Source organism: Paraburkholderia sp. BR14312, assembly GCF_040948675.1.
Classification (GTDB): Bacteria; Pseudomonadota; Gammaproteobacteria; order Burkholderiales; family Burkholderiaceae; genus Paraburkholderia; species Paraburkholderia nodosa_A.
Genome location: NZ_JBFPKI010000001.1, coordinates 1,120,339 through 1,145,837 on the forward strand (window position 1 = coordinate 1,120,339; position 25,499 = coordinate 1,145,837).

21 protein-coding genes are annotated in these 25,499 nt (G+C 65.5%); 12 read left to right on the forward strand and 9 right to left on the reverse strand.

Features of this window, described 5'->3' with window-relative positions:
• The first annotated feature begins 30 nt into the window (after positions 1-30).
• The 3 genes from AB3X98_RS05080 (at position 31) to AB3X98_RS05090 (ending at position 5,701) form a co-directional block, all read left to right on the forward strand.
• Complete coding sequence (locus AB3X98_RS05080) at positions 31-1,248, forward strand: alanine--glyoxylate aminotransferase family protein (RefSeq protein WP_368604447.1); 1,218 nt, start codon at positions 31-33, stop codon at positions 1,246-1,248.
• 136 nt (positions 1,249-1,384) lie between these two features.
• Entirely contained in the window at positions 1,385-2,671 is a 1,287-nt protein-coding gene (locus AB3X98_RS05085) for an MFS transporter (protein ID WP_368604446.1), read from the forward strand.
• A gap of 6 nt (positions 2,672-2,677) precedes the next feature.
• Complete coding sequence (locus tag AB3X98_RS05090) at positions 2,678-5,701, forward strand: FAD-binding and (Fe-S)-binding domain-containing protein (protein WP_368604445.1); 3,024 nt, start codon at positions 2,678-2,680, stop codon at positions 5,699-5,701.
• Here AB3X98_RS05090 and AB3X98_RS05095 read toward each other — a convergent pair.
• The 3 genes from AB3X98_RS05095 to AB3X98_RS05105 are packed head-to-tail and all read right to left on the reverse strand — an operon-like array spanning position 5,698 to position 9,568.
• The gene (locus tag AB3X98_RS05095) at positions 5,698-6,792 is read right to left on the reverse strand and encodes a serine hydrolase domain-containing protein (RefSeq protein WP_368604444.1); all 1,095 of its coding nucleotides are present in this window, start codon (positions 6,790-6,792) and stop codon (positions 5,698-5,700) included. The two genes, AB3X98_RS05090 and AB3X98_RS05095, sit on opposite strands and share 4 nt — an antisense overlap.
• A gap of 39 nt (positions 6,793-6,831) precedes the next feature.
• The gene (locus AB3X98_RS05100) at positions 6,832-8,139 is read right to left on the reverse strand and encodes an MFS transporter (RefSeq protein WP_368604442.1); all 1,308 of its coding nucleotides are present in this window, start codon (positions 8,137-8,139) and stop codon (positions 6,832-6,834) included.
• Between the two features lie 10 nt (positions 8,140-8,149).
• Complete coding sequence (locus tag AB3X98_RS05105; protein WP_368604441.1) at positions 8,150-9,568, reverse strand: M20 family metallopeptidase; 1,419 nt, start codon at positions 9,566-9,568, stop codon at positions 8,150-8,152.
• Positions 9,569-9,702: 134 nt separating this feature from the next.
• On the opposite strand from AB3X98_RS05105, the gene AB3X98_RS05110 reads away from it, so the two are divergent.
• Positions 9,703-10,611 carry a LysR family transcriptional regulator gene (locus tag AB3X98_RS05110; RefSeq protein ID WP_342948774.1) on the forward strand — a complete coding sequence of 303 codons (909 nt, stop codon included), beginning with the start codon at positions 9,703-9,705 and terminating at the stop codon, positions 10,609-10,611.
• 6 nt (positions 10,612-10,617) lie between these two features.
• Here AB3X98_RS05110 and AB3X98_RS05115 read toward each other — a convergent pair whose 3' ends face one another.
• The 3 genes from AB3X98_RS05115 to AB3X98_RS05125 all read right to left on the reverse strand — a co-directional run bounded on the left by AB3X98_RS05115 (position 10,618) and on the right by AB3X98_RS05125 (position 13,473).
• Positions 10,618-11,907: a type II toxin-antitoxin system HipA family toxin gene (locus AB3X98_RS05115; RefSeq protein WP_368604479.1), complete on the reverse strand. Its 1,290-nt coding sequence runs from the start codon at positions 11,905-11,907 to the stop codon at positions 10,618-10,620.
• 38 nt (positions 11,908-11,945) lie between these two features.
• The gene (locus AB3X98_RS05120; RefSeq protein WP_368604440.1) at positions 11,946-12,344 is read right to left on the reverse strand and encodes a helix-turn-helix transcriptional regulator; all 399 of its coding nucleotides are present in this window, start codon (positions 12,342-12,344) and stop codon (positions 11,946-11,948) included.
• Between the two features lie 295 nt (positions 12,345-12,639).
• Entirely contained in the window at positions 12,640-13,473 is an 834-nt protein-coding gene (locus AB3X98_RS05125) for an NAD-dependent epimerase/dehydratase family protein (RefSeq protein ID WP_368604439.1), read from the reverse strand.
• A 174-nt stretch (positions 13,474-13,647) separates the two neighbouring features.
• Between AB3X98_RS05125 and AB3X98_RS05130 the strand changes: the two genes are divergently transcribed.
• The 4 genes from AB3X98_RS05130 to AB3X98_RS05145 all read left to right on the forward strand — a co-directional run bounded on the left by AB3X98_RS05130 (position 13,648) and on the right by AB3X98_RS05145 (position 17,958).
• Positions 13,648-14,640, forward strand: coding sequence for a LacI family DNA-binding transcriptional regulator (locus AB3X98_RS05130; RefSeq protein ID WP_069266659.1), 993 nt, complete (start codon positions 13,648-13,650; stop codon positions 14,638-14,640).
• Between the two features lie 440 nt (positions 14,641-15,080).
• Positions 15,081-16,040 (forward strand): TRAP transporter substrate-binding protein, encoded by a 960-nt coding sequence (locus tag AB3X98_RS05135; protein WP_256094893.1) that lies wholly within the window; start codon positions 15,081-15,083, stop codon positions 16,038-16,040.
• 78 nt (positions 16,041-16,118) lie between these two features.
• Positions 16,119-16,598 carry a TRAP transporter small permease gene (locus AB3X98_RS05140; protein ID WP_368604437.1) on the forward strand — a complete coding sequence of 160 codons (480 nt, stop codon included), beginning with the start codon at positions 16,119-16,121 and terminating at the stop codon, positions 16,596-16,598.
• 7 nt (positions 16,599-16,605) lie between these two features.
• Positions 16,606-17,958 carry a TRAP transporter large permease gene (locus tag AB3X98_RS05145; protein WP_368604436.1) on the forward strand — a complete coding sequence of 451 codons (1,353 nt, stop codon included), beginning with the start codon at positions 16,606-16,608 and terminating at the stop codon, positions 17,956-17,958.
• 68 nt (positions 17,959-18,026) lie between these two features.
• On the opposite strand, the gene AB3X98_RS05150 is transcribed toward AB3X98_RS05145, so the two are convergent.
• A complete protein-coding gene (locus AB3X98_RS05150; protein ID WP_368604435.1) occupies positions 18,027-19,043 on the reverse strand; it encodes an NAD(P)-dependent alcohol dehydrogenase in 1,017 nt (338 codons plus the stop codon).
• 110 nt (positions 19,044-19,153) lie between these two features.
• Between AB3X98_RS05150 and AB3X98_RS05155 the strand changes: the two genes are divergently transcribed.
• A complete protein-coding gene (locus AB3X98_RS05155) occupies positions 19,154-20,068 on the forward strand; it encodes a LysR family transcriptional regulator (RefSeq protein ID WP_069266654.1) in 915 nt (304 codons plus the stop codon).
• Between the two features lie 143 nt (positions 20,069-20,211).
• On the opposite strand, the gene AB3X98_RS05160 is transcribed toward AB3X98_RS05155, so the two are convergent.
• Positions 20,212-21,723 (reverse strand): CoA-acylating methylmalonate-semialdehyde dehydrogenase, encoded by a 1,512-nt coding sequence (locus AB3X98_RS05160; protein WP_368604434.1) that lies wholly within the window; start codon positions 21,721-21,723, stop codon positions 20,212-20,214.
• A 185-nt stretch (positions 21,724-21,908) separates the two neighbouring features.
• On the opposite strand from AB3X98_RS05160, the gene AB3X98_RS05165 reads away from it, so the two are divergent.
• Positions 21,909-22,850: a LysR family transcriptional regulator gene (locus AB3X98_RS05165; RefSeq protein ID WP_069266652.1), complete on the forward strand. Its 942-nt coding sequence runs from the start codon at positions 21,909-21,911 to the stop codon at positions 22,848-22,850.
• Between the two features lie 110 nt (positions 22,851-22,960).
• Positions 22,961-24,157, forward strand: a complete 1,197-nt coding sequence (locus AB3X98_RS05170) for a phytanoyl-CoA dioxygenase family protein (RefSeq protein WP_368604433.1) — start codon at positions 22,961-22,963, stop codon at positions 24,155-24,157.
• A 63-nt stretch (positions 24,158-24,220) separates the two neighbouring features.
• Here AB3X98_RS05170 and AB3X98_RS05175 read toward each other — a convergent pair whose 3' ends face one another.
• Positions 24,221-25,126: an SDR family oxidoreductase gene (locus AB3X98_RS05175; RefSeq protein ID WP_368604432.1), complete on the reverse strand. Its 906-nt coding sequence runs from the start codon at positions 25,124-25,126 to the stop codon at positions 24,221-24,223.
• Positions 25,127-25,288: 162 nt separating this feature from the next.
• On the opposite strand from AB3X98_RS05175, the gene AB3X98_RS05180 reads away from it, so the two are divergent.
• Positions 25,289-25,483: a hypothetical protein gene (locus tag AB3X98_RS05180; protein WP_368610220.1), complete on the forward strand. Its 195-nt coding sequence runs from the start codon at positions 25,289-25,291 to the stop codon at positions 25,481-25,483.
• Positions 25,484-25,499: the final 16 nt, after the last annotated feature.

Here is a 25,499-nt window from a genome sequence, read left to right on the forward strand (position 1 = left end):
GAATGCAAAATTCAAAACAGGAGCGATTGCATGTTGAAGCTCGATTTCCATCCCGCTGGTCGCCATTTCCTGCAGATTCCCGGGCCGAGCCCGGTGCCCGATCGCATCCTGCGCGCGATGAGCTATCCGACCATCGACCATCGCGGCCCCGAGTTCGCCGTGCTCGGGCTCAAGGTGCTGGACGGCATCAAGAAGATCTTCAAGACGCAGCAGCCGGTGGTGATTTACCCGGCCTCCGGCACGGGCGCGTGGGAAGCCGCGCTCACCAACACGCTGAGCCCCGGCGACACGGTGCTGATGTTCGAGACGGGCCATTTCGCGACGTTGTGGAAGCAAATGGCCGAACGCCTGGGCCTGAAGCCGGAATTTCTCGGCCTGCCCGGCATCGAGGGCTGGCGGCGCGGCGTGCAGGCCGACATGATCGAAAAGCGTTTGCGCGAGGACGCGCAGCACGCCATCAAGGCGGTGTGCGTGGTGCATAACGAGACCTCGACCGGCGTGACCTCGGACATCGCCGCGGTGCGCCGCGCGATCGATGCCGCCGGGCACCCGGCGCTGCTGCTCGTCGACACGATTTCCGGTCTCGCCAGCGCTGACTATCGCCATGACGAATGGGGCGTGGACGTGACCGTCTCCGGCTCGCAGAAGGGTCTCATGCTGCCGCCGGGCATCAGCTTCAACGCGGTTTCGGCGAAGGCGCTGGCCGCGAGCGAGCACGCGAAGCTGCCGCGCAGCTTCTGGGGCTGGACCGAGATCATCGAGATGAACAAGAGCGGCTACTGGCCGTACACGCCCAACACGAACCTGCTCTACGGCCTTTCCGAAGCGCTCGATATGCTGCAGGACGAAGGGCTCGACAACGTGTTCGCGCGGCATCAGCGGCTGGGCGAGGCGTGCCGGCGGGCGGTGCGCGCGTGGGGCCTCGAGATCCAGTGCGCCGATCCCGCCGTCTACAGTCCCGTGCTCACGGGCGTGATGATGCCCGAAGGCGTGGATGCGGATGCCGTGCGCAAGATCATCTACGAGCGCTTCGATCTCTCGCTCGGCACGGGCCTCGGCAAGGTCAAAGGGCGCATGTTCCGCATCGGGCATCTGGGCGACTGCAACGATCTCACGCTGCTGGCGGCATTGGCCGGCTGCGAGATGGGCCTGCGCATTGCGGGCGTGCCCCTGAAGGACAGCGGCTTGCCAGCCGCGATGGACTATCTCGCGGCGCAACCCAACGTGGTGTCGCTGAAAGCCGCCTGAAACAAGCACTTTTTCACATGCCGCGCACGGGGCGCGGCATGCGAGGCCGATTCCGGGCGATGCAAGATCGTTCCCATGCCGGACGCCACTTCGAGAAGGGCGATGCGGCCGACAGAACCAGCAACGGAGACTGACGATGAAACGGTATCGATTGACGAGCGCGAGCAGCATCGTGCTGATCATGCTCTGCATCATGTACTTCATCACCTACCTCGACCGTGTGAACGTGAGCACGGCGGCGGCGGGCTTCGGCAAGGAGTTCCAGCTTTCGCATACCGAAGTGGGACTGGTTTTTTCGGCGTTTGCGTATCCGTACCTGCTGTTTCAGATCATCGGCGGCTGGGTGAGCGACCGCTTCGGCGCGCGGCGCACGCTGCGTTTCTGCGGTGCGCTGTGGGGCGTGGCCACGGTTCTCACCGGCATGGCGGGCGGCCTCGCCACGCTGCTCGCCGCGCGCCTGTTGCTCGGCTTCGGCGAGGGCGCGACGTTTCCCGCCTCGACCTCGGCCATGTCGCGCTGGGTCGCGAAAGAGCGGCGCGGCTTCGCGCAGGGCATCACGCACTCCGCCTCGCGCATCGGCAATGCCGTGGCGCCAGCGGTGGTCGTGCTGGTGATGGCGCGCTACGGCTGGCGCGAATCGTTTTATGTTTGCGGCGCGCTCAGCCTGCTGTGGGTGGTGGTGTGGGCGTTCACCTTCACCGAACATCCGAAGGATCACCCGCGCATTACCGAGGCCGAGCTCGCGATCCTGCCGCCGCCCAAGCCGCGCGCGACCGGCCTGCCGTGGATGGCGCTCTTCAGGCGCATGATTCCGGTGACGATCGTCTACTTCTGCTACGGCTGGACGCTGTGGCTTTTCCTTAGCTGGATCCCGCAATACTTCCTGCACAACTATCACCTGCAGTTGGGCAAGTCGGCGATCTTCGCCTCGGTGGTGTTCCTCGCGGGCGTGGTGGGCGACACGCTCGGCGGCCTCGTGACCGACTGGCTCTTTCAGCGCACGGGCAACCTCAAGCGCGCGCGCAGCTGGATGGTCTCGGTGTGCATGCTGATCACGCTGATCGTGCTCGTGCCGCTGATGTTCGTGCACGACCCGGTCATTTCCATGGCGTGCCTCGCGGCGGGCTTCTTCTTCGCCGAAATGACGATCGGGCCGATGTGGGCGATTCCCATGGATATCGCGCCGGAATTCTCGGGCACGGCGAGCGGCATGATGAACACGGGCTCGGCGCTGGCCGCGATCATCTCGCCCGTGGTGGGCGGCTTTCTGATCGACCGCTTCGGCAACTGGGACCTGCCGTTCGTGGGCAGCATGGTGCTGATGGGGTGCGGCGTGATCCTCGCGTTCCGCATGCAGCCGGAGAGCCGCTTCGAGCTGGGCACGAAGGCTGACGAACCCGCAGGTTCTCATCAAGGAGTGTGAACGGCGATGGAAGGCGCACGCACCTCGGGCATGCTGGTCAAGCCGGTTCATCTCGTTCCTTCGAGCGCGGGCCACGGCTCGCCGCTCGCGCGGCGTCTGCGTGAAGCACTGCGCGGCGACGTGTTGTTCGACGCCGCAAGCCGCGGCCGTTACGCAACCGACGCCTCGATCTATCAGATCATGCCCATCGGCGTGGTCGTGCCACGCGATCAGGACGACTTGCGCGCCGCGCTGGAAGTGGCGCGCCTCGCGCACGCTCCCGTGCTGGCGCGCGGCGCGGGTACGAGCCAGTGCGGGCAGACGGTGGGCGAAGCGCTCGTGATCGACACGTCGAAGTGGCTCAACAACGTCGTCGAGTTCGACGCCGATGCGCGCACGGTGACGGTCGAACCGGGCGTCGTGCTCGATCATCTGAACGCGTGGCTCAAGCCGCACGGGTTGTGGTTTCCCGTGGATGTGTCGACGGCGGCGCAGTGCACGATCGGCGGCATGGCGGGCAACAACTCGTGCGGCTCGCGTTCGATCGAATACGGCAACATGGTGCACAACGTGCTCGGCATCGACGCGATTCTCGCGGATGGCACCGAAGCGCGCTTCCAGTCGCTGAACATGCCGCACGAAGGCGTGCGGCTGGCGGCGCTGCTCGAAGGCGTACAGCGTATCGCCACGCGCGAGCGCGGCGAGATCGCGGAACGCATGCCGAAGGTGCTGCGCCGTGTGGCCGGCTACAACATCGACCTGTTCGATTGCCAGAACCCGCTCGCCTATACCGACGACGGCGTGGCGAATCTCGCGCATCTGCTCGTGGGCTCCGAAGGCACGCTCGCGTTCAGCCGGCAGATCACGCTGAAGCTCGCGCCGTTGCCCGCGCACAAAACGCTGGGCGTGGTGAGTTTTCCCACCTTCTGGCAGGCGATGGACTCGGCGCAGCACATCGTCAAGCTCAAGCCGACTGCGGTCGAGCTGGTCGATCGCACGATGATCGAACTCGCGCTCGGCAATCCGGGCTTCAAGCCGGTGATCGAAAAGGCGCTGGTGGGCATGCCCGATGCGATCCTGCTGGTCGAGTTCGCGGGCGACGAGCGCGACGCCCAGCTGCGCCGCCTCGATGACCTGGTCCAGCTGATGGGCGATCAAGGCCTGCGGGACTCGGTCGTGAAGATGACCGATGCGAACGAGCAAAAGGCGCTATGGGAAGTGCGCAAGGCGGGCCTGAACATCATGATGAGCATGAAGGGCGACGGCAAGCCCGTCTCGTTCATCGAGGACTGCGCCGTGCCGCTCGAACATCTCGCGGAGTACACGAGCCGCCTGACCGAAATCTTCCATCGGCACGGCACCGAAGGCACGTGGTACGCGCACGCGAGCGTCGGCACGCTGCACGTGCGGCCGATACTCGACATGCGCCGCGACGGTGCGGCGAAAATGCGCGCGATAGGCAAGCAGGCTGCGGAACTCGTGCGCGAGTACAAGGGTGCGTTTTCGGGCGAGCATGGCGATGGTCTGTGCCGCGGCGAATGGATTGCCTGGCAGTACGGACCGAAGATCAACGCCGCATTCTCGGAAATCAAGCAGCTGTTCGATCCTGAGAACCGCTTCAATCCCGACAAGATCGTGCGGCCACCGAAGATGGACGACGCGACGCTGTTCCGCTTCGCGCCGGGATATCGCGAGCGCCAGATGCGCCCGATGCTCGACTGGTCGGCGTGGGACGTGGGCCGCGATCCGCTAACGGGTGTAGAAACGCCGCCCGGCAGCGGCGACGACCTGACCGGCGGCCTCGCGAAGGCCGTGGAGATGTGCAACAACAACGGCCACTGCCGCAAGTTCGACGCGGGCACGATGTGCCCGAGCTACCGCGTGACGAAAGACGAGAAGCACGTGACGCGTGGCCGCGCGAATACGTTGCGGCTCGCGATTTCGGGGCAGTTGGGCGAGGACGGACTCGCAAGCGACGACGTCAAGGACACGCTCGACCTGTGTGTATCGTGCAAGGGCTGCAAGCGCGACTGTCCGACCGGCGTGGACATGGCGAAGCTGAAAATCGAGGCGCGCGCGGCATGGAATACGAAGCACGGCCTGAAGCTGCGCGAGAAGATGATTGCGTATTTACCGCGCTATGCGCGGCGCGCGGCGCAAGCCGGCGGCCTTGCGGCGGCAGCCGAGCGTATCCCGGTGGTCTCCGCGTGGGCAAAGCGCATGCTCGGCTTCGCGCCGCAACGCTCGCTGCCGCAGTTGCGGCCTTCGTTCCTTGCGGAGGTCGCGGCCGCAAAGCCCGACGCAGCAGCGGCAACGAAGGAAGTGGTGCTGTTCGTCGACACCTTCAACGACAACTTCGAGCCCGAAAACGCCCGCGCCGCGCAACGTGTGCTCGAAGCGGCCGGCTATTTCGTGCACTTCAACGTGCGCGGCGAAGAGCGGCCGCTCTGCTGTGGCCGCACCTTCCTCGCCGCGGGACTGGTCGACGAGGCAAAGCGCGAGGCGCGGCGCCTGCTCGATACGCTGATGCCGTTCGTGGCCCGCGGCGTGTCGATCGTCGGGCTCGAACCTTCGTGCCTGCTCTCGATGCGCGACGAATTCCTGCAATACGGCTACGGCAACGAAGCGCGGGAGTTGTCGGCCGCGGCGTTCCTGTTCGAGGAATTCCTCGTGCGCGAGAAAGGCGCGGGCCGCTTCGATCTGACGTTGCACGAACTCGATGCGCCACGCGCGTGGGTGCACGGCCACTGCCACCAGAAAGCATTCGACGCCTTCCGCCCCGTGCTCACGGTGCTGGGCTGGATTCCGGGCCTCGATGTGAAGCCGATCGAATCGTCATGCTGCGGGATGGCGGGCAGCTTCGGCTACGAAGCGGAGCACTACGAAGCTTCGCTGGCGATGGCCGAGCTGGCGCTGTTGCCCGCCGTGCGCAAGGCGGATCGCGCCGATCTCGTCGTGGCGGATGGCACGAGTTGCCGCCACCAGATCCACGACGGCGCAAACGCCACGGCGCTGCACGTGGCGCGGGTGCTGGAAATGGCGCTGCGCTAGGTCGCCAGCGTCCTCGTGCCCTGGCGCGCGCACACGGCATCCACGGCGTGCAGCATCTTGCCGAAGAACGCATCGGCGAATTGCGAATCGAGCCAGCGCACGATCAGCGCGATCTTGCGCTCGGGCTCGATCCACATGAACGAACTGCCCGCGCCGACGCCGAACCAGCTCGACTCGGGCACGCTCGGGAACATGCGCCGCCCCGTGTTGAGCCACACCAGCGAGCCGTAGAACGGCGCGAGCGGGCAGGGCGTGCGCATACGCGCGATCCATTCGCGCGAGAGTACGCGGCGGCCGGATACGACGCCGTCGTCGAGCAGCATTTGCGCGACCTTCAACTGATCGTTTGCGCTCACCGACATGCCGCCGCCCCAATGCGAGCCGCCCGGCACCGACTGCACGCGTCTGCCGCCCTGATCGATCCACGCGTCGTCGTAACCGACCCATTGCCAGTTCTCGCTCGCGCCGACGGGCCTCATGATCGTCTCGCGAAAGACTTCGGGTAACGAACGACCGAACAGGCACAGGAGCGCGAACGAAAGCTGGTTGATGCGCACGTCGTTGTATTCCCAATACGTGCCGGGTGCGCGTAACGGGCGCAAGTCGCCTTTTTTCCCGTCGGGCGGCTCGCCGAACGTAACGGCGCGATAGTGATCGGCCTGATCGGTAAGGCCGAAGCACGTGCCTTGCCATTCGCTCGTCTGTTGCAGTAGATGCGTCCACGTGACCTGCGCATTGTGGTCATCGTCGAAGCCGATGCCGGGCGCGCGCACGTGGACGGGCTCGTCGGGATCGGGCAGCAGGCCGCGATCGTGCGCCACGCCCGCGAGCAGCGCCAGATACGTCTTGGCGATGCTGAAGGTCAGATCGGGCCGATCGGGCGCGCCCCATTGCGCGAGCGGGCGCCCGTTCACAGCAACCGCGCCGGACACAGGGCCGCGATCGTGAATGGGGCCCAGCAAGCAGTTCCACGGCGGCGGGTCGTTCACGTGCACGCCGAAGTTGCCATCGGCATTGCGGTCCCATGCCGATTCGTGATCGACGGAAAACTGGATGGCGTCCTGAACTTCCTGCGGCAAATCGTGTTGCATACGAGCGTGTTTCCTGTTGGTGTTCTTGTGCGGGCCGCTTCAACGGGCGTCGAGGCGCATGCAGGCCCAGATCAGCGTAGCGAGGCTCAACACGGCCGCGAACATCAGCCAGAGCCCCGGCGCGAGATTGTTGCCGGTCGCCGCAATGAGCGCGGCCACGGCGAGCGGCGTGAAGCCGCCGAACACGGTCGTGCCGACGTTATAGGCGAGCGCCATGCCCGTGGTGCGCGTGCGTGCGGGGAAGAAGCTGGCCATGAGCGCCGGAATCGAGGCGAAATAGGTGACCTTCAGCACCGCGATCCAGACCACGGCCGCCAGCAGCGAGGGCAGCGAAGGATGGGCGGTGACGAACATGAACGCGGGATAGACGGTGAGCAGGAACAGCACGCCCGCCGCGAACATGATGCGCGTGCGGCCCACCTTGTCCGACCAGTGGCCCACGATCGGCGTGAGCACGATGGCGATCAGGCCGGCCACGAGCGTGGCGATGAACCCCGACGAAGGTGCGAGGCCGAGCTGCCGCGCGGCATAGGTCGGCATGTAGAGCAGCACGTATTGGGCCGAGGTAGTCAGGATCAGCACGCCGATCGATGCGATCACGCGCGCCTTCTGCGTGGCGAACAGTTCGCGCACGGGCGACTCGGCTTTTTCGATACGCTCGAATTCGGGCGTTTCGTCCATGCGTCGGCGGATATAAAGGCCCACGGGACCGATCAGCACACCGAACAGGAACGGAATGCGCCAGCCCCAGCCTTCGAGCTGCGGCTGCGTGAGCATGCCCGTGAGCACCGCGCCGAACAGGGAGACGAGCAGCGTGCTCGCGCCCTGGCTCGAGAACTGCCAGCTCGACATGAAACCGCTGCGCTGCGGCGCGTGCTCGATCAGGAAGGCAGTGGAACTGCCGAACTCGCCGCCCGCCGAAAAGCCTTGCAGAAGACGCGAGGCAAAAATGCCGATGGGCGCGAGGATGCCGATCGTCGCGTAGGTGGGCATCAGCGCGACCATGCCGGTGCCGATCGTCATCATCGCAATGGAGAGCGTGAGCGACGCCTTGCGGCCCTTGCGGTCGCTGTATGAGCCGAGCACGAGCGCGCCGACCGGCCGCGCGAGGTACGAGAGCGCGAATGTGCCGAGCGTGAGCAGCAGCGACATCGTTGCGTTGTGAACGGGGAAGAAGAGCTTGGAGAGCGTCGAGGCGAAGTAGCCGTACGCCAGCAGGTCGTAGAACTCGAGCGCGTTGCCGATCGAAGTCGCGACGATGAGCCGCGAGACGTTCTTGCCTGACGTGCCTTGAGCAGGCTCTGACCAGGGCTCGCTGCCGTGCGCGGGTAGGGATTCGATGCTCATTGCGACGTCCTCATGCAAGCGTGGTGGGATGCGGTGCGGGGTTGGACGCGCCGGCCTCTCTTGCGCCGAGGTCCCAGAAGAGGCCAGCCATGATGCGCAGCCCGTCGCGCACGACCGGGCCGAGCAGGTGCTCGTTCGGCGCGTGCTGCGAGCAGCCCGGATACGAATGCGGGACCCACAGCGTGGGCATGCCGAGCACCTCGGCGAATACGTCGTTGGGCAGCGTGCCGCCGAGATTCGGCAGCAGCACGGGGTCGGCTCCCATGGTCTCGCGCAGCGAGCGCAGCGCCCATTGCACCCAGGCGTTGTCGGGATCGACGCGCGTGGCCGGTGCGCCGCGTTCCACTTCGAGTTCGATCATCTCGAAGCCGTGCGCATCGAGGTGCGCGCGCACGATCCGTTCTAGGTCCTGCCAGTTCGTGCCCACGACGAAGCGGATCTGCATGTACGCGATGGCGTGCGGCGGAATCGCGTTCACGGGCTTCTCGGGGTTGCCCGTGCGGAACGCGAGCACTTCCAGATTGTTCCAGCCGAACACGCGCTCGGTGGGCGTGAGGCCCGGCTCGCCGTAGTCGCGATCGACCTCGGGCTCGCCCGGATTGCCGCCCACGCGAATATCGGCGAGCGCGCGGCGCACGGATTCCGGAATCGGCGGCGGGCGCAGGCCATCGACGAGGATCTTGCCGTGCGCATCGACCATGGAAGCGATCGCATTCGCGAGCACGACGCCCGGATTGCGCAGCAGGCCGCCCCAGTTGCCCGAATGATGACTGCCTTCGCGCAGCGTGAGTTCGAGCTTGAAATTGACGAGGCCGCGCGAGCCGAGAAAGATTGTCGGACGGTGCGCGCTCAGGCGCGGTCCGTCGGAGGCGATCAGCACGTCGGCGGCGAGTTCGTCGCGCAACCGCATGCACAGTTCGTGCAGGCCCGGCGAGCCGACTTCCTCGCCCGTTTCGAACAGCAGCTTGAGGTTGAAGCCGAGTTTGCCGCCGCGCGCGTCGAGCACGGCCTCGAGCGCCGCGAGGTTGATGCTGTGCTGGCCTTTGTTGTCGGCGGTGCCGCGGCCGTACCAGCGCTCGCCGTCGACGGTTACGTCCCATGGCGTGAGGCCCGAGCGCCATTGCGCGTCGTAGCCGCGTACCACGTCGCCGTGGCCGTAGCTGAGCGCGGTGGGCAGCGCATCGTCTTCGTGGCGGTGAGCAATCAGGAACGGGCCCCCGCCGTTGGCGGGATTCTCGACGACCCGGCAGGTGAAACCCCATTGGGTGAGCAGCGGCGTGAGTTCCTCGTCCAGATAGGCGCGCAAACGGCCGCCGCTCTCCGGCTCCTGGCTCTCGGTGCGAAACGCCACGCGGCGGCGCAGGTCGTTCAGGAAGCGGCCTGAATCGTATTGATCGACTGCAGTTTGAATGGCGGTGTCACGGGTCAACGCGCGTCTCCCTCTGTTCGATGGCGTTTGATGACGTCGACCGATCCTGCAACCACCGATATTTCTGCACAATTACAATATTTGTGATCTATCTTTGCCGAAACGGCAAAGCGGACGAGACCGCGCTCATCGACATGGACAACACCGCACTGCGCTATTTTCTGGAAGTGGCCCGCAGCGGCTCGCTGAGCAAGGCGTCCGAGCGGCTCTACGTTGCCGTGTCGGCGCTCAGCCGGCAGATCGCCCGGCTCGAAGAGGAGCTCGGCACGCCGTTATTCGAACGGCGCCCGCGCGGCATGGTGCTGAGCGAGGCGGGGCGCATGCTGGCCGAGCACGCTCGGCGCAGCCTGCTCGAAACGGAGCGCGTGGTCGGCGAGATTCGCGGGCTGAGCGAGGGCGGCCGCGCGACCATCCGCGTTGCGAGTTCCGAAGGCCTCGCGCCGGATTTTCTGCCACAGGTATTTGCTCACTTTCTCCGGAGCCATCCGCAAACGCATTTTCAGCTGGACGTGTCGGCGCCTTCTGTTGCAACGCAGCGCGTGCGCGAGGGCACAGCCGATATTGCGCTGTGCTTCAGCGTCGCGCCCGAGAAGGAGATTGCCGTGCACTGTTCGCAGCGCGCGCCGATCTTCGCGCTCATGCGGCGCGATCATCCGCTGGCGGCGCGCGAGTCGCTGTCGTTGCGCGATCTGATCCCCTGGCCGGTCGCCATGAACAGCCAGGGCGTGACGATTCGCCAGCTCCTCGACATCGCGTGCAGCCTCGAAGGGCTGATCTTCGAGCCGGTGTTCGTCAGCAACTATCATGTGGCGTTGCAACGATTCGTACGCCTCACCGATGCCGTGACGTTCACCGGCTTTCTGACCGTGCGCGGCCGTCTCGAGGTGGAGGGGCTGGCCGCCGTGCCGCTCACGAACCCGGAACTGCATCAGCGCACGCTGCAGATCCAGACGATGGCGGGCCGCACGCTGCCGCAAACCATGCAGGCCTTTCTCGACCTGCTCACGCGCGCGATCGACGACGATGAGCTTGCGTGCGGCTGATTTCGCCTACGCGGTAAGCCTCGCGGCGAGCCGGCGCATGCCGGCGAAAACGGCGTCGGCTACATCTGCGGGGAAATCGGCGGGGATCTGCGCCGCGACCGCTTCGATCACGCGCGGCGTTTGCGCTGCCACCTGCGCGAGCATCGCTTCGACATCCGCCGCGGCGAATCCCACGCGCTGGCCTTGCGCGATCCAGTGGCGCGGATAGATCTCCTCGACGCGATAGTGCCGGTTGCGTCCGCGCACGGCCATCGCAAGGCTCACGCGCTGCGGCGCAATATGATTGCGGCCCCGGCCGACGACCGGATGCGCGCTGAGCACGTCGTAGAGCGGCGTGGCGGCGTACTGGCTGCCGGGCAGCAGCGCAATGCTGTAGTTCTTCGCGTGGCCGTCCGTGGCCGCGAGCAGCCAGAAGATGAGCTGCGTGACGAAGAAGTTGCGGCGATCGGCCGTGGCCTGCACGGAGCCGTCCAGCACCTGCATGATCGCGTCGATGCCGGGGCCGCCGTCGGCTTCGTATTTGGCGAGGCCGGACGTGCCGGTGGCCTGGCACAGATCCTCCTGCGGCAGGCGCACGATCCACCTGGCGTCGCTCGCAAGACGCCGGTCGAAACGCTCCACGATCAGTGCCTTCGCGTCCTCGAATTGCGCGATTTCGCACGGCGCGACGGGCAAACCGTAGCCCGCGACGATTTGCGTGCACAGCCACTCGTTTTCCACCGAGGTGCGCATGTCGGCGCGCATGTTGCCGACGAGGCCGAGCGGCAGCTTCAGGATGTGCGTGGTCGGCGTGCTGCCCTGCGGAAGCAGCCACTGCCCGCCATGCCGCAGCAGTGCGGTCTTTTCCTGCGCCCCGGCGATCGACAGCCGCAGGCTGTCCACGGCTTCGTGCTCGCCCGCATGCGGCGTGGCGGTGGTTTCGCGCAGCAGTTGCGCGATGTCGCCTTCGCTCAGGGCGCGCCCCTTGATGCTCTTCAGGCCGGTGGGCGCTTCGCCAGCTGGAAGGATCTGCAGCGCGCCCACGCAATCGCGGCCGAGCGCGGCGAGCAGCTCGAACGACGAGGTGCCGCCGGTCTGGTAGCGCGCGGCGATGCGTCTGCGGATGCGGTCGCTGTCCGGCAGCAGATTGTCGAAATAGTCCGCGACGATCTGGCCGCGGTAGGGCTGGTTGCCGGGCGTGAATGGCAGCGAGAGCGAAAGGGGGCGGCCTTGCTCGTCGTCGAGCCAGCTGTCGAGGTAGACGAGGCGTTCGTTGCCGCGCACGTTCTCCCAGTAGCCCACCGGGAGGCCGTTCATCCACAGGTCGAGCCGGTTGGGCAGGCGGGGGCGTGTGCTCACCAGTCCTCCCTCGGCTTGCGGCGGCCGGCGGACTGGCGCTGCGGCGCGGCCTCCGCCGGCGTGGCGCGGGTGCGTTTGCGGGCGGCCGGGGGTTTGGCCGCGCTCGGCATCCTGGCTGCAGCCGCAGGTGCTTTGGCCGGGCGGGGCGCGGCTTTCGCCGCGACAGGCGAGGCCTTGGCTTCGGGCGCGCCGAGCTTGATTTCGACGTCGACGAGGCGCAAGACCCGCACGAGCCGCTCGACGCTCGCGGCTTCGGGATTCGCCTCGAACGCGGCATAGCTCTGCTGCGAGATGCCGAGCCGCGCGGCGATGTCTTTCTGGGTGAGGCCGGCCTTCTTGCGGAAGCCGACGAGAATCGGGCGCAGCTGGCTCAGGGTCTTGAGAGGGTAGTCCACGGCAACTCCGGGCGGCGAAATGCCGATGCAGACGGCCGAGGCAAACGGAAACGCGCGGCGCAGTCGAATACAGTCTATACCCTGTAAAGTAAAAATACAAATCACAGGCTGTAATTTAAAAATACAGTCTACAGGTTGTATTCGCTGCCGGGCGAGGGCGGCGGTAGGTGCATGACACGCCAGTAAATGTGCAACTAACTGTCAATCGCCGCGCAACCCCGCCCTAGCCGCTTCGCGGCCAGGGCAGTCTGCTTGCAGGCGTCCGGGCCCGTCTTCCCTTTTATCAGGACTCCGATCAGCGTTCGGCGCCATGCATCGGCTCGCCGAGCACGAACGGTCCGCCCTGATACTGCTGCGCAGCGTCGCCGAGCTCGGCGTTCGGCGCGGTCGCCGGGAAGCGTTCGGCGTACGGCGCCGAGCTGTCGCGCGGGCGGTAGCCGAGGAATCCCGCCTTGCCGTTGTCCCACCAGCTCGCCGGATTGTCCGACACGCCATAGACGATCGCATGACCCACGCGGTTGGTGAACAGCGAGCAGCGCACGAGTTCGATGAAGTCGCGATAGCTCAGGAACGTCACGAGCATGCGTGCGTTCTTCGGTTCTTCGAACGACGAACCGATGCGCAGGCAGACCGTCTCCATGCCGAAGCGATCGAAGTAATAGCGCGACAGCGATTCGCCGAAGCATTTCGTCACGCCGTACAGGCTGTCCGGCCGGTGCGCGGCATCGGTATCGAGCACGCTCGTGACGGGATGGAAGCCCGTGACGTGATTGGAGCTGGCGTAGACGATGCGCTTGACGCCGTGCTTGCGCGCGGCTTCATAGAGATTGTACGTGCCGCGAATGTTGGCTTCGAGTAGATCGTCGAATGGCGCGTCGATGGAGATGCCGCCCAGGTGCACGATCGCATCCACGCCCTCGACGAGTTGCATGACCGCCGCGCGATCCGAGAGGTCGGCGCGGCGCGTTTCCTCGTGTGCCGCCGCCTCGCCCGGCTCCGTGATGTCGCTGACGCGAACGATCTCGGCCCAGTTCGCGAGCGCGCCGCGCAACTGACGGCCCAGATTGCCGCCCGCGCCGGTAAGAAGAAGGCGGCCGAACGGTTTGGCTGCAAGTGGGTGTTGCGACATCAGGGCTCCCTGGAGATTATTTTGGTATTGAAAACGCGAGGAAAACGTTTTCCAAATATAGCCATCGGCAGTCGCAGCGTCAATGGAGGAATACCTGCGGCGAATACCGGGGTTCACCCCAGGTCCGTTTCTGCGACAATGCTCGCCGTCGATCCTCCCTGGCGTTGCCGATCTATGAAAAGTGGTTCCCCGACGATTCGCGATGTCGCCGCCATGGCCGGCGTTTCGGTCGCGACGGTATCGAAGTACGTGAACGGCACCCAGCGCTTTTCGCCGGCGGTGGAAGCGAAGGTCAAGGACGCCATCGCGCTGCTCGGCTACCGCTCCAATCCGCTGGCGCGCTCGATGATCACGGGGCGCACGCGCACCATCGGCATCGCCATTCTGGACATCGCGAACCCGCACTTCACGAACGTGGTCAAGGGCGCGAACCGCGTGGCGCTCCAGCACGACTACACGCTGCTTCTCGTGGACGCCGAAGAGAATCTGGCCCGCGAACGCTCGCTCATCGAAGCGCTCGCGCCGCGCGTGGACGGGCTCATCGTCAGCTCGCGGGCTTCCGAGGAAATCGCCCGGTGGACGATGAATCTGGGCAAGCCGGTCGTCATGCTCAGGACCGTGCGCGGGCTCGACATGCCCACCGTCGGTTTCGACAACCGGCTCGCGACGTCTATGCTGGTGCGTCATCTGCTCAATCTCGGGCACCGGCATATCGCCTATCTGGGCTTCGCCGCGGCGACCATCAACGACGAGCGTATTGCCGGCGCCACCGAGGCGCTGGCCGAGGCCGGCCTCACGCTCGATGTCTACGAAACGCACGCGCCGACCGCCCAGGCGGGCGAGCACGCCTGCTCGCGGGTGATGCTCGGCCCGAAACGCCCGCAGGCGGTGATCTGCTACAACGACCTCATTGCGCTCGGCTTCATGAAGGAGGCCAGGTCGCTCGGCTTTCGCGTGCCGCAGGACGTCTCGGTTGCCGGCATCGACAACGTGCCCTATGGCGAATACGTCGAGCCGCGCCTGACCACGATCGACGGGCAGAGCGAGCGCATGGGCGAACTGGCCATGCAAAAGCTCATCGACGTCCTGGCCGGCCGCGCCGATGTCGAGCAGGTCGTGCTCGAACCCCGCCTCGTCGTGCGCGACTCGACCGTCGCCTGTCGCTGATTCCCTGATCGCTGTAGATCCCCCGCGCTGGCCGCCAGACAACGGCCGGCGGCCTTGCCACGCCTGTTTCCGATACGCCAACTGGGCCACGCCAACCCTGCTTCGCTCCGCGTAACTACCTACTAGCCATTTTGAAGGGAACGCATTAAATTTCGAGAAAACGTTTTCCAGAAATGGCACGCGAAGAACAAAAGGAGATCGGAAAATGGCGGAGAACAGGCGCCGGTCGAAGTGCGCTGTGGTCGGGGTGGCGATTGCCGGCGCCCGCCCCCGCCTTTGCGTCGTCCTTCACGCAGGCATCACCCACCACCGGTTCTGAGACACCCGGTTGGCCAGCGAATCAGCCCAAACACGGCTCGAAAACAACTCTTCCATTCTTGGGGCAAGCAATGAAAAAGACCTTTCGCAACTCACAGGGTGCACGCACCGCGAAGACCGCAATGACCGTTCTGGCGGCGGCGCTCGCGCTCACCGCAGGCGCTGCGCACGCGCGCGTGTTCCGTGTCGCCGACGTGCACAGCGACACCTTCCCGACCAACATGGCGCTCAAGCACATGGGCGAGGAAATTTCGCAGGCCACGGGCGGCAAGGATTCGATCAAGGTGTTCGGCAACAGCGCACTCGGTTCGGAGAACGATACGATCGATCAGGTGCGTATCGGCGCGCTCGACATGGTGCGCGCCAATGGCGCCGCGTTCAACGAGATCGTGCCGGAATCGATGATTCCTTCGCTGCCGTTCCTCTTTCGCGACATCGACCATTTCCGCAAGGTGATGTACGGCCCCGAAGGCCAGAAGATTCTCGACGCGTTCAAGGCCAAGGGCATGATTGCGCTGACCTTCTACGAGAGCGGCGCGCGCTCGATCTACGCGAAGCGTCCGATCAAGTCGCCGGCCGACATGAAGGGCCTGAAGGTGCGCGTGCAGCCGTCCGACCTCATGGTCGACGAAATCAAGGCGATGGGCGGCACGCCCACGCCGATGCCGTTCGCCGAAGTCTATACGGGCCTGAAGACGGGCCTCGTGGATGCAGCGGAAAACAACCTGCCGTCGTACGAGGAAACCAGGCACTACGAAGTGGCGCAGGTGTATTCCGAGACGGACCATGCCATGACCCCGGAGGTGCTGGTGTTCTCGAAGAAGGTATGGGACACGCTCACGCCGCAGGAGCAGGAGATCATCAAGAAGGCCGCCGCCGACTCGGTGCCGTACTACGTGAAGCTCTGGACCGCGCGCGAAGACACGGCGGGCAAGACGGTGGAGAAGGGCGGCGCGACCATCATTCCGGCCGCGCAGGTCGATCGCGCGGCCTTCGTTAAGGCCATGCAGCCGGTCTGGACGAAGTATGAAAAGACGGCCGACATGAAGAAGATCGTGGACGAAATCCAGGCGATTCACTAAAGCCCGGGGCTCCGCGTCACAAGCGGCGCGGAGCCGGAAAAACGCCGTTGTGCAGTGTGTGCCGTGCAAGGATGGATCATGACTTTCCTGAAACTCCCCAACGATTTGCTGTTTCGCCTGCTGACGATCGTTGCCTCGGTCGCGCTCGCCGCGCTGACGGTTCTCGTCTTCTACGGCGTGATCATGCGCTACGTGTTCGAGAGCGCACCCGATTTCGTCGAGCCGGTCGCGTTGCTGCTGGTAGTCACGATCGCCATGTTCGGCGCCGCGCTCAAGGTGCGCGAGCGCGGGCATATCGGTCTCGATTCGCTCGTCAAGAAGCTTTCCCCGCGGGGGCAACTGATCGCGGAGGCGTTCCAGCACCTCTGCCTGATCGCGCTTGGCGTGGCGATTTTCTTCGGCTGCCTGCAAATGGCGGACACGACCATGGATGACCACATCGCGATTCTCGGCATACCGGAAGCGGTGCGCTATGTCATACCGGTCGTGGCCGGCACCTGCATCGTGCTGTTCTCGCTCGAGCATCTTCTGGCGCTGTTCGTACGCAAGGCAAAGTAGGGCAAACATGGAACTCGCAATTCTTTCGCTCAGTTTTTTGGTGCTCCTCGCCGTTGGGGTGCCGGTTTCTTTCTCCCTCGGTCTCGCCTGCGTCAGCACGTACCTTTACGAAGGGCTGCCGGCCGCGACTGCCATGCAGTCGATGATCTCGGGCATGAACGCGTTTTCGTTTCTCGCGGTACCTTTCTTCATTTTCTCCGGCGAGCTGATGCTGCACGGCGGCATTGCCGACCGCATCCTGCGCTTCGCCCAGGCTGCAGTGGGACATTTCCGTGGCGGACTCGGCATGGCCAATGTCGTCGCGTGCACGCTGTTCGGCGGCGTTTCCGGTTCGCCTTCCGCCGATACGTCGGCGATGGGTGGCGTGGTCATTCCGCTCATGAAGCGCGAAGGCTATAGCGCGGCCTATGCCGTCAACGTGACGACGCACTCGTCGCTGGCGGGCGCGTTGATGCCCACCTCGACCAACATGATCATCTATGCGTTCGCGGCGCAAGGCATTACGGGCACGCTGAACGGCCAGCAGATGAGCGGCGTGTCGATCGGCGACCTGCTTTTCTCGGGCCTGCTGCCGGTGTTGTGGGTCATGGGCTTCGTGCTGATTGCGGCTTACTGGCAGGCGCGCCGCTTCGGCTATCCGCGCAGCGCGGACGGCTCGACCAGGCTGCAGGTGTTTCCCGGCTGGCTCGCCGTGGTGCGGGCGTTCCTCGGCGCGCTGCCTGGGCTGTTCGTGATCGCGATCATTCTCTTCTGCGTGGCGCGGGGCATTGCGACCGCCACCGAAGCGGCCGCGATTGCCGTGGTGTATTCGCTCGCGCTCACCGTGGTCGTGTATCGCTCGATGACAAAGGAGAAGCTGTTCTTCGCCCTCTCGCGTGCGGCCAAGACCACGGGCGTGGTGCTGCTGCTGATCGCGGTGTCGAACATGCTGCGCTATCAGATGGCTTATCTGGAGATTCCGGAGGCCATCGAGCGCGTGCTCGAACATGCCACGACCCTTCCCTGGCTGATGCTTCTCTACATCAACATCATTCAGGTGTTTCTGGGCACGTTCATCGACATGGCGGCGCACATCCTCATCACGACGCCGCTCTTGCTGCCGCTCGCCATGCATAGCGGCGTGGGCCCGGTGCAGTTCGGCATCATGATCCTGCTGAACTGCGCGCTGGGCCTCGTGCATCCGCCAATCGGCTCGGTGCAGTTCATCGGCTGCGCCATCGGCGACGTGTCGATCGGGGAGACGACCAAGGTCGCGTGGCCATACTATCTCGCGATTTTTAGCGCGATCAATCTGGTCACCTACTTTCCGTTCTTCTCGACGTGGCTGCCCAGCGTGATCAACGGGCATCCGGTTTTCTAGAACGACCGGCACAGGAAGAACGGAGCGGGCACTATGCGTGCCCGCTTCGCTTTTCTGCGCACGTGCTCTCAGGCCACGCGTATCACGACCTTGCCGAAATGCTTGCCGGCTTCCAGCCACGCGTAAGCTTCGGGCGCTTCCTCGAAAGCGAACACGCGATCCACCACGGGGCGAATCTGCTGCGCGGCGACGAAACGTGTGAGGTCGTCGAGCATCGTGCGGCTGCCGACCATGATGCCGTGCAGACGCTTGATACCGCCGATCACCGATAACAACCCCAATTCGGGGCCCGCGAAACTCGTCACGCCGCCGATGATCGAAACGAGCCCGCCCATCTTCGCGGCCGCCACCGAGCGCGGCAGCGTATCGCGTCCGCCCACTTCCACGACGATATCCGCGCCTTCGCCGCCCGTGAGCCGCAGCACTTCGTCCTGCCATTCGGGATGCGAACGATAGTTGATGGTCTCGCTCGCGCCGAGGGTGCGGGCGCGTTCGAGCTTCTCGTCGCTCGAAGAGGTGATGATGGTCCGCAAGCCCGCCGCGTGGGCGAGCTGCAGCCCCCAGATCGACACGCCACCGGTGCCGAGCAGCACCACGGTCGCACCGGGCCGTGCGCCGCCATCCGCGAAGATCGCGTTCCAGGCGGTGATGCCGGCGCACGAGATCGTTGCGGCCTCCTCGTAGCTCAGGTGCGCGGGAATCGAGACGAGCGAGGTTTCCTCAGCGACGAAGCGTTCGGCGAGCACCCCGTCGAATTGCGCACCGGGCGACTCGCGCACTTTCCACGGTGTGGGTGGGCCATCCACCCAATGCGGGAAGTAGGTGTTGATCACGCGGTCGCCGGGCTTGAAGCGCGTGACGGCCGCACCGACTTCGACCACTTCGCCCGCGCCGTCGGCGACGGGCACGAGCGGCGTGTCGCCAAGGCCGAGGTAATCGCCGCGCGCGAACATCAGGTCGCGATAGTTGAGCGAGGCTGCGTGAATCTTCACGACCACGTCATGCGGACCGGGCGCGCGCGGCGTGAAGTCGGTGCGCGCGAGTGCGCCATGGCCGCTGCCGGCCTTCAGTTTCCATGCGTTCATGACTGCTCCAGTACGAGTGGGAGCACCTATGATAGTGTTGCTTGCGAGGCGACATTGGTGAGATTCCGGAGCTTGGTTGTCGCCGCGGTGGATACAAAAGGAGTGGGGATATGAACGATCGCCTGAACGGCGTGGCCGAATTCGTAGACGTGGTGGACGCGGGCAGCTTCTCCGCCGCGGGCGAGCGCCTTGGCGTGACGCGCTCGGCGGTCGCGAAGATCGTCGCGCGGCTCGAACAGCGCCTGGGCGTGCGCCTGCTGCAGCGGACCACGCGCAGCTTGAGCCTCACCGACGAAGGCCACGCGTACTACGAGCAGTGCCGCCGCGTGCTGGGGGAGCTGAGCGCCGTGGAAGCCGCCTTCGATCACGGACGGCGCGAGCCTGCCGGGCGCTTGCGGATCAGCGCGCCGGTGCTGTTCGGACGCCAGTGCGTGGCGCCCGTGGTGCGGCGGCTCGTGGAGGAGCATCCGCGTCTGAATGTCGAACTCTCGTTTAGCGACCGGGTGGCCGATCTCGTCGAGGACGGCTTCGATCTGGCCGTACGCATCGGGACGCTGCCCGATCACGGCACGCTCGTCGCGCGCCGGCTTGGCGTGCAGCGCATGGGTATCTGCGCGTCGTCTGCGTATCTCGCGCAACACGGCAAGCCCGCGGACGTCGCAGCCCTCGCCACTCACACGGGCATCGCCTATGGCCGAGCGGGGCAGAGCCCGGCGTGGCGCGTGCGCGGGCCCGGCGGCGAGATCGAGGAATGCCGGCTCGCGTCGCGGCTGTGCTTCGACGACCTGCTGGCGATCGCCGATGCCGCCGCCGCCGGCGCCGGTCTCGCGTGGCTGCCGTGCTGGCTCATGAGCCCGTATTTGAGCGACGGTCGACTCGAACTCGTCATGGACAGCAAGAGCGTGATGGGCGACGAAGTGCACGTCGTGCGGCAGAAGGCGCGTCACATGCCGTCGAAGGTGCGCGTGGCGGTGGATGCGCTCGTCGCGGATATTTCGCGCATGCTCGGCGCGCAACCGGACTGACCGTGCGCAGCGCGTCTCGCACTGCCGACGCGTCATGGCGTCGTGATGATCAGTGACACTTCATCAAAGCATGAATGGCGTCCTTTGATGCGACCGCGAGGCCAGTGTCCACGCCACGCAAACTCACGCAGGCCCGACAACTGTTACTTCGCCACCGGCATCGAAAATTCCGCACCCTTTTCGGTGCTTTCCGGCCAGCGCTGCATGATCGACTTCTGCTTCGTATAGAAGCGCACGCCTTCTTCGCCATACGCGTGCATGTCGCCAAAGAGGCTGCGCTTCCAGCCGCCAAAGCCGTGCCATGCCATCGGCACCGGAATCGGCACGTTGATGCCCACCATGCCCACTTCGATCTGGCGGCCGAACTCGCGCGCCACGTGGCCGTCGCTCGTGAAGCAGGCGACGCCGTTACCGAACTCGTGATCGTTGATGAGTTCCACGGCCTCGGCGAAATCCTTCACGCGCACGCAGGCGAGCACCGGTCCGAAAATTTCTTCCTTGTAGATGCGCATCTCGGGCGTGACGTTGTCGAACAGCGTACCGCCGGTGAAGAAGCCTGCTTCGTGGCCCGGCACCTCGAGGCCGCGTCCATCCACCACGAGCTTCGCGCCTTCTTCCACACCGCTCGCGATATAGCCTTCGATGCGCTCGAGCGCCTGCTTCGTGACGATCGGGCCCATTTCCGCGTCGGCTTCCATGCCGTTCTTCACGATGAGGCTGCGTGCGCGCTCGGCGAGGCGCGGCACGATCTTGTCGGCCACATCGCCCACCAGCACGGCCACCGAGATCGCCATGCAGCGCTCGCCGGCCGACCCGTAGCCCGCGCCGATCAGCGCGTCCACGGTCTTGTCGAGATCCGCGTCGGGCATCACGACCATGTGGTTCTTCGCGCCGCCGAGCGCCTGCACGCGTTTGCCGTGCTTCGCACCGGTCTCGTAGATGTAGTTCGCGATCGGCGTGGAGCCCACGAAGCTCACGGCCTTCACGTCGCGGTGCGCGAGCAGGGCGTCGACCACGGCCTTGTCGCCTTGCACGACGTTGAACACGCCGTCGGGCAGGCCGGCTTCCGTGAGCAGACGCGCCATGAAAAGCGAAGCGGAAGGGTCGCGCTCGCTAGGCTTGAGGATGAACGTGCAGCCGGCTGCGAGCGCCACCGGGAACATCCAGCACGGCACCATGCAAGGGAAGTTGAACGGCGTGATGCCCGCCACCACGCCCAGCGGCTGGCGCACGGTCCAGTTGTCCATGCCCGTGGAAACCTGTTGGGTGTAGTCGCCCTTGAGCAGTTGCGGAATGCCGCAGGCGAATTCGATCACGTCGATACCGCGCGCCACTTCGCCCTGCGCGTCGGAGAAGACCTTGCCGTGCTCGGCCGTGATGATCGCCGCGAGTTCGTCCGCGTGACGGTTCATCAGCTCGAGGAACCGCAGCATGACGCGCGCGCGGCGAATGGGCGGCGTGTCGCGCCACTTCGGGAACGCGGCTTTCGCGCTCGTCACGGCGGCGTCCACGTCGGCGACTTCGCCCAGCACGAGGCGGCGCGCGGCGGCGCCGGTCGCGGGGTTGAAGATCGCTTGCGTGCGGTCGCCCGTGCCGCGCTCGGTCTTGCCGCCGATGAAGTGGACTACGTCTGCGGAATCGGTATAGGCCTGCATGTCATCTCCTCGTTAGGTGAGTGCGTGCCGCCAGTCTACGGAGGGTGCGGGGGCGAGGAAAGACGCTGGCGCTGAATTGATTGTTTTCAGCTGTGAACAATCACTGGCGTAGTCTGTGAAAAGTGCGCGAACGGCATGCTAGTATCGACGCGGGATTCACGAGTTTTGACGCGGACTTTTTATCGATGGATACGCAGCGAGTCGAAGCACTCTGGACGCATTTGCACTGGCTCAATGTGCTGGCCACCCAGGGCAGCTATACCGCGGCGGCGACGCGCCTGGGCGTGAGCAAGGCGGCCGTGAGCCAGCGCATCGCGGAACTGGAGCGCGTGGCGGGCGTGCCGCTTGTGCAGCGCACCACGCGCAGCGTGCGCTTCACGGAGGCGGGGCTGCGGCTCGTGGAGGACACGCGCGCGCAGTTCGACAGCATCGCCGCGAGCTTCGCGAGCGTGCGCGAGATGGCCGACGTCGCCCGCGGCACGGTGCGCGTCACTGCGCCGGTCGCCTTCGCGCGCCAGCAACTGGTGCCGCGTCTCGCGCACTTTTCGCGCACGCATCCCGAAGTGCGCGTGCAACTGGAGCTTTCCGACCGGCTCAGCTCGATTGCGACCGAAGGGTTCGATCTCGCGATTCGCCATAGCGCGCAGGTGCCGGAAACCCACGTGGCCTGGAAGCTCTGCGACACGCGCTCGGTCATCGTCGCCACGCGGCCTTACCTCAAGCAGCGAGGCACGCCGCAAACGCCCGCCGATCTGGCGCAGCACGACTGTCTGTTCTATCCGCGCCCGCTGGGGGCGGGCGTGTGGTCGTTCGAGAAAGCCGGCCGCCGCGCGGAAGGCGCGCGCGAGACGGTGACGGTAAACGGCCCGTTCTCGGCGAACAACAGCGAGGCGTTGCGCGACGCGGCGCTGGAACATCTCGGCATCGCGCTGTTGCCCGATTTCAGCGCGCAGGCCGCGCTGCAGGCCGGCAAGCTCGTCGTGCTGCTGCCCAACTGGCGCCCCGTGGGCGCGTTCGCTTCGCAATTGCACGTCGTGCGGCCGTATGGGGCGCAAGTGCCGCGAGCGGTCAAGCACTTTACGGAGTTTCTGCGGCAGACGTTCAAGGATGGCTTTCCGCTGGAGTGAGGTGGCGCACGCAGCCCTGCCGCCGCCTTCCTGATGCGGTTTTGATAGATTTTTGGTATCCACGGCGCCGGGTGCCGACGTTATGCTTGATCCAACATGGAGGCAGACGCATGGACCAGCACGAAATACCGGTGGCGGATGTGGGACGGCAATGGTACGTCGAACGCGAATGCTCGCTGGACGCCTTCGTGAACCGACTGCGCGACGACGGCAGCCCGTTGCGTTACGCCTGCGATGTGAGGCAGCGCATTCCCGTCTACGACTGCGCCGCGCTCGAAGGCGCGCTGCACGACGCGGCGCGGCGCGCGCAGTTGCAGGCGGAATGGGCGCATGTGCTGCGCGACGGCGCCGGCGTGCTGGTGCTCGAGCGCGCCTACGCGAATACGCAGCCCGTGGACGATGCCACCGCCGTGTTCGAAGCCATCATCCGGGCCGAGCGGGAGCAGGGCACGAGCGGCGCGGACCATTTCGCGAAGGCGGGCGCAAACGACCGCATCTGGAATGCGCAACAGAAGCTGTGCCTCGAAGCGCCTGCCGTGTTCGTCGACTACTTCGCAAATCTGCCGCTCATGGCCGTGTGCGAGGCGTGGCTCGGACCGTGCTATCAGATGACTTCGCAGGTCAACGTGGTGCGGCCGGGCGGCGCGGCACAGGAAGCGCACCGCGACTATCACCTGGGATTCCAGACGATCGAGCAGGCGCAGCGTTATCCGGCGCACGTGCATCATGTATCCGCTTTCCTCACGCTCCAGGGGGCGGTGGCGCACAGCGACATGCCGGTCGAGAGCGGGCCGACGAAACTCCTGCCGTACTCGCAACGCTATGCCGAGGGCTATCTTGCATGGCGGCGAGCCGATTTCCGCGCGTACTTCGAAACGCATTGCGTACAGTTGCCGCTTACCAGGGGCGACGCCCTGTTCTTCAATCCCGCGCTATTTCATGCGGCGGGCGCGAACCGCACCGCCGACGTGCAGCGCATGGCGAATCTGCTGCAGGTTTCGTCGGCAATGGGGCGCGCAATGGAAGCGCTCGACCGTGCGAGCATGTGCGAGGCGATTTATCCTGTGCTGCGCGAGTGGCGCAGGAAGGGCCTGGGCGTTGCAGACGAACTCGCGACAATGGCGGTCATCGCGTCGTGCGCCGAAGGCTATCCGTTTCCCACGAATCTCGACCGGGACCCGCCTCTGGGGGGCCTCGCGCCAGAAAGCCAGCAGGCACTCATGCAGCGCGCGCTGCATGAGGACTGGGAGCCAGGCAGATTCGCCGTGGCGTTGCGCGCGCATGACGCGCGACGCGACCCCGCGTAAGCGCGGCGATGGCGTCGTCGACCACGAGACGGTGAGGTGAGGATATTCAGGATTGCTGCCGGATCAAGTCGACGCTCCCACCTCGGCGAAGCGCGCTTCGTTCAGATCGGCAATCAGCGAGGGACCGGTCGGGCGCCAGCCTAGCCGCGCCTGGGTGAGCGCGCTCGAAGCGGGCATGTCGAGGCCGACGAACATCCCCATCCAGCCGAAATGCGCGGCTGCCTCTTCCGGCGCGATGGAAACGACCGGCAGGCCGAGCCCGCGGCCTAGCGCCTCGGCGATTTCGCGGCTCGTCACGCCTTCTTCGCCAACCGCGTTGTAGCGCGCGCCCGGTTGACCTTTTTCAACGGCGAGCCGATAAAGGCGCACGACGTCGGAGAGGTGGCCGGCCGGCCAGCGGTTCTGGCCGTCGCCCACGTAGGCGCAAACGCCTTTCTCGCGGGCGATCGCGACGAGCGGCGTAATGAGTCCCTGCCGGAACGGGTTGTGGACCTGAGGCAGCCGCACCGCGCCTACATTGAGCCCTTGTTCCAACAGTACCTGCCCAGCCAGTTCGGACGCAATGCGCGGGTTGGGATGGCCCGGATTGAAGACGTCCTCGCTGGCCAGTTCGCCTGGCTGGGCGTTGCCGATGCCCGTGCCGGACGTGATCAGTAGCGGACGATCCGAGCCGGCGAGGGCGGTGCCGAGCGCCGCAATGGCGCGCTTGTCCTTTTCGCAGTTTTCGACGAAGCGCGAAAAGTCGTGGTCGAAGGCCGTGTGGATCACGGCGTCCGCTTGCTCCGCGCCGCTGCGCAGGCTTGCCGGTTCCTCCAGCGTGCCGCGATGCACGCGTGCACCCGCCCTGGCGAGCGCCTGTGCGCCGGCTTCGGAACGGGTCATGCCGATCACTTCGTGACCGGCTTCGATGAGTTCCGGCACGAGCGCCGAGCCGATGAAGCCGGTCGCGCCAGTTAGAAAAATACGCATGGTCATCTCTCCTGGGTCATGACTGGCGTACTATCTCCAAATTCTCTATACCGTTAAAGTAGTGAGTTCATCATAGTAAGATGACTAACAGGCTTTCCATTCCGATTCATTCGGCGGGCTCGTCGACGAGTTGTGCAGCATGAGCCCCGAGTTCGACGCACTGTGGCGCGAGAACGAAGTGCTGGCACATGCAGAAGCCGACCACGTGAGCGCTTGCACCATCCCACGCTGGGTCTGATCGCGCTGGAGCAATCGGCGTTTTCCGTCGATGGCCGGCCCGACCTGCACATGATCGCCTACCAGCCGGTCGATGCCGGGCAGGCCGAGCGCATCAAGGCGCTCATCGAGCAGTCGTGACCCTGCCGCACGCATC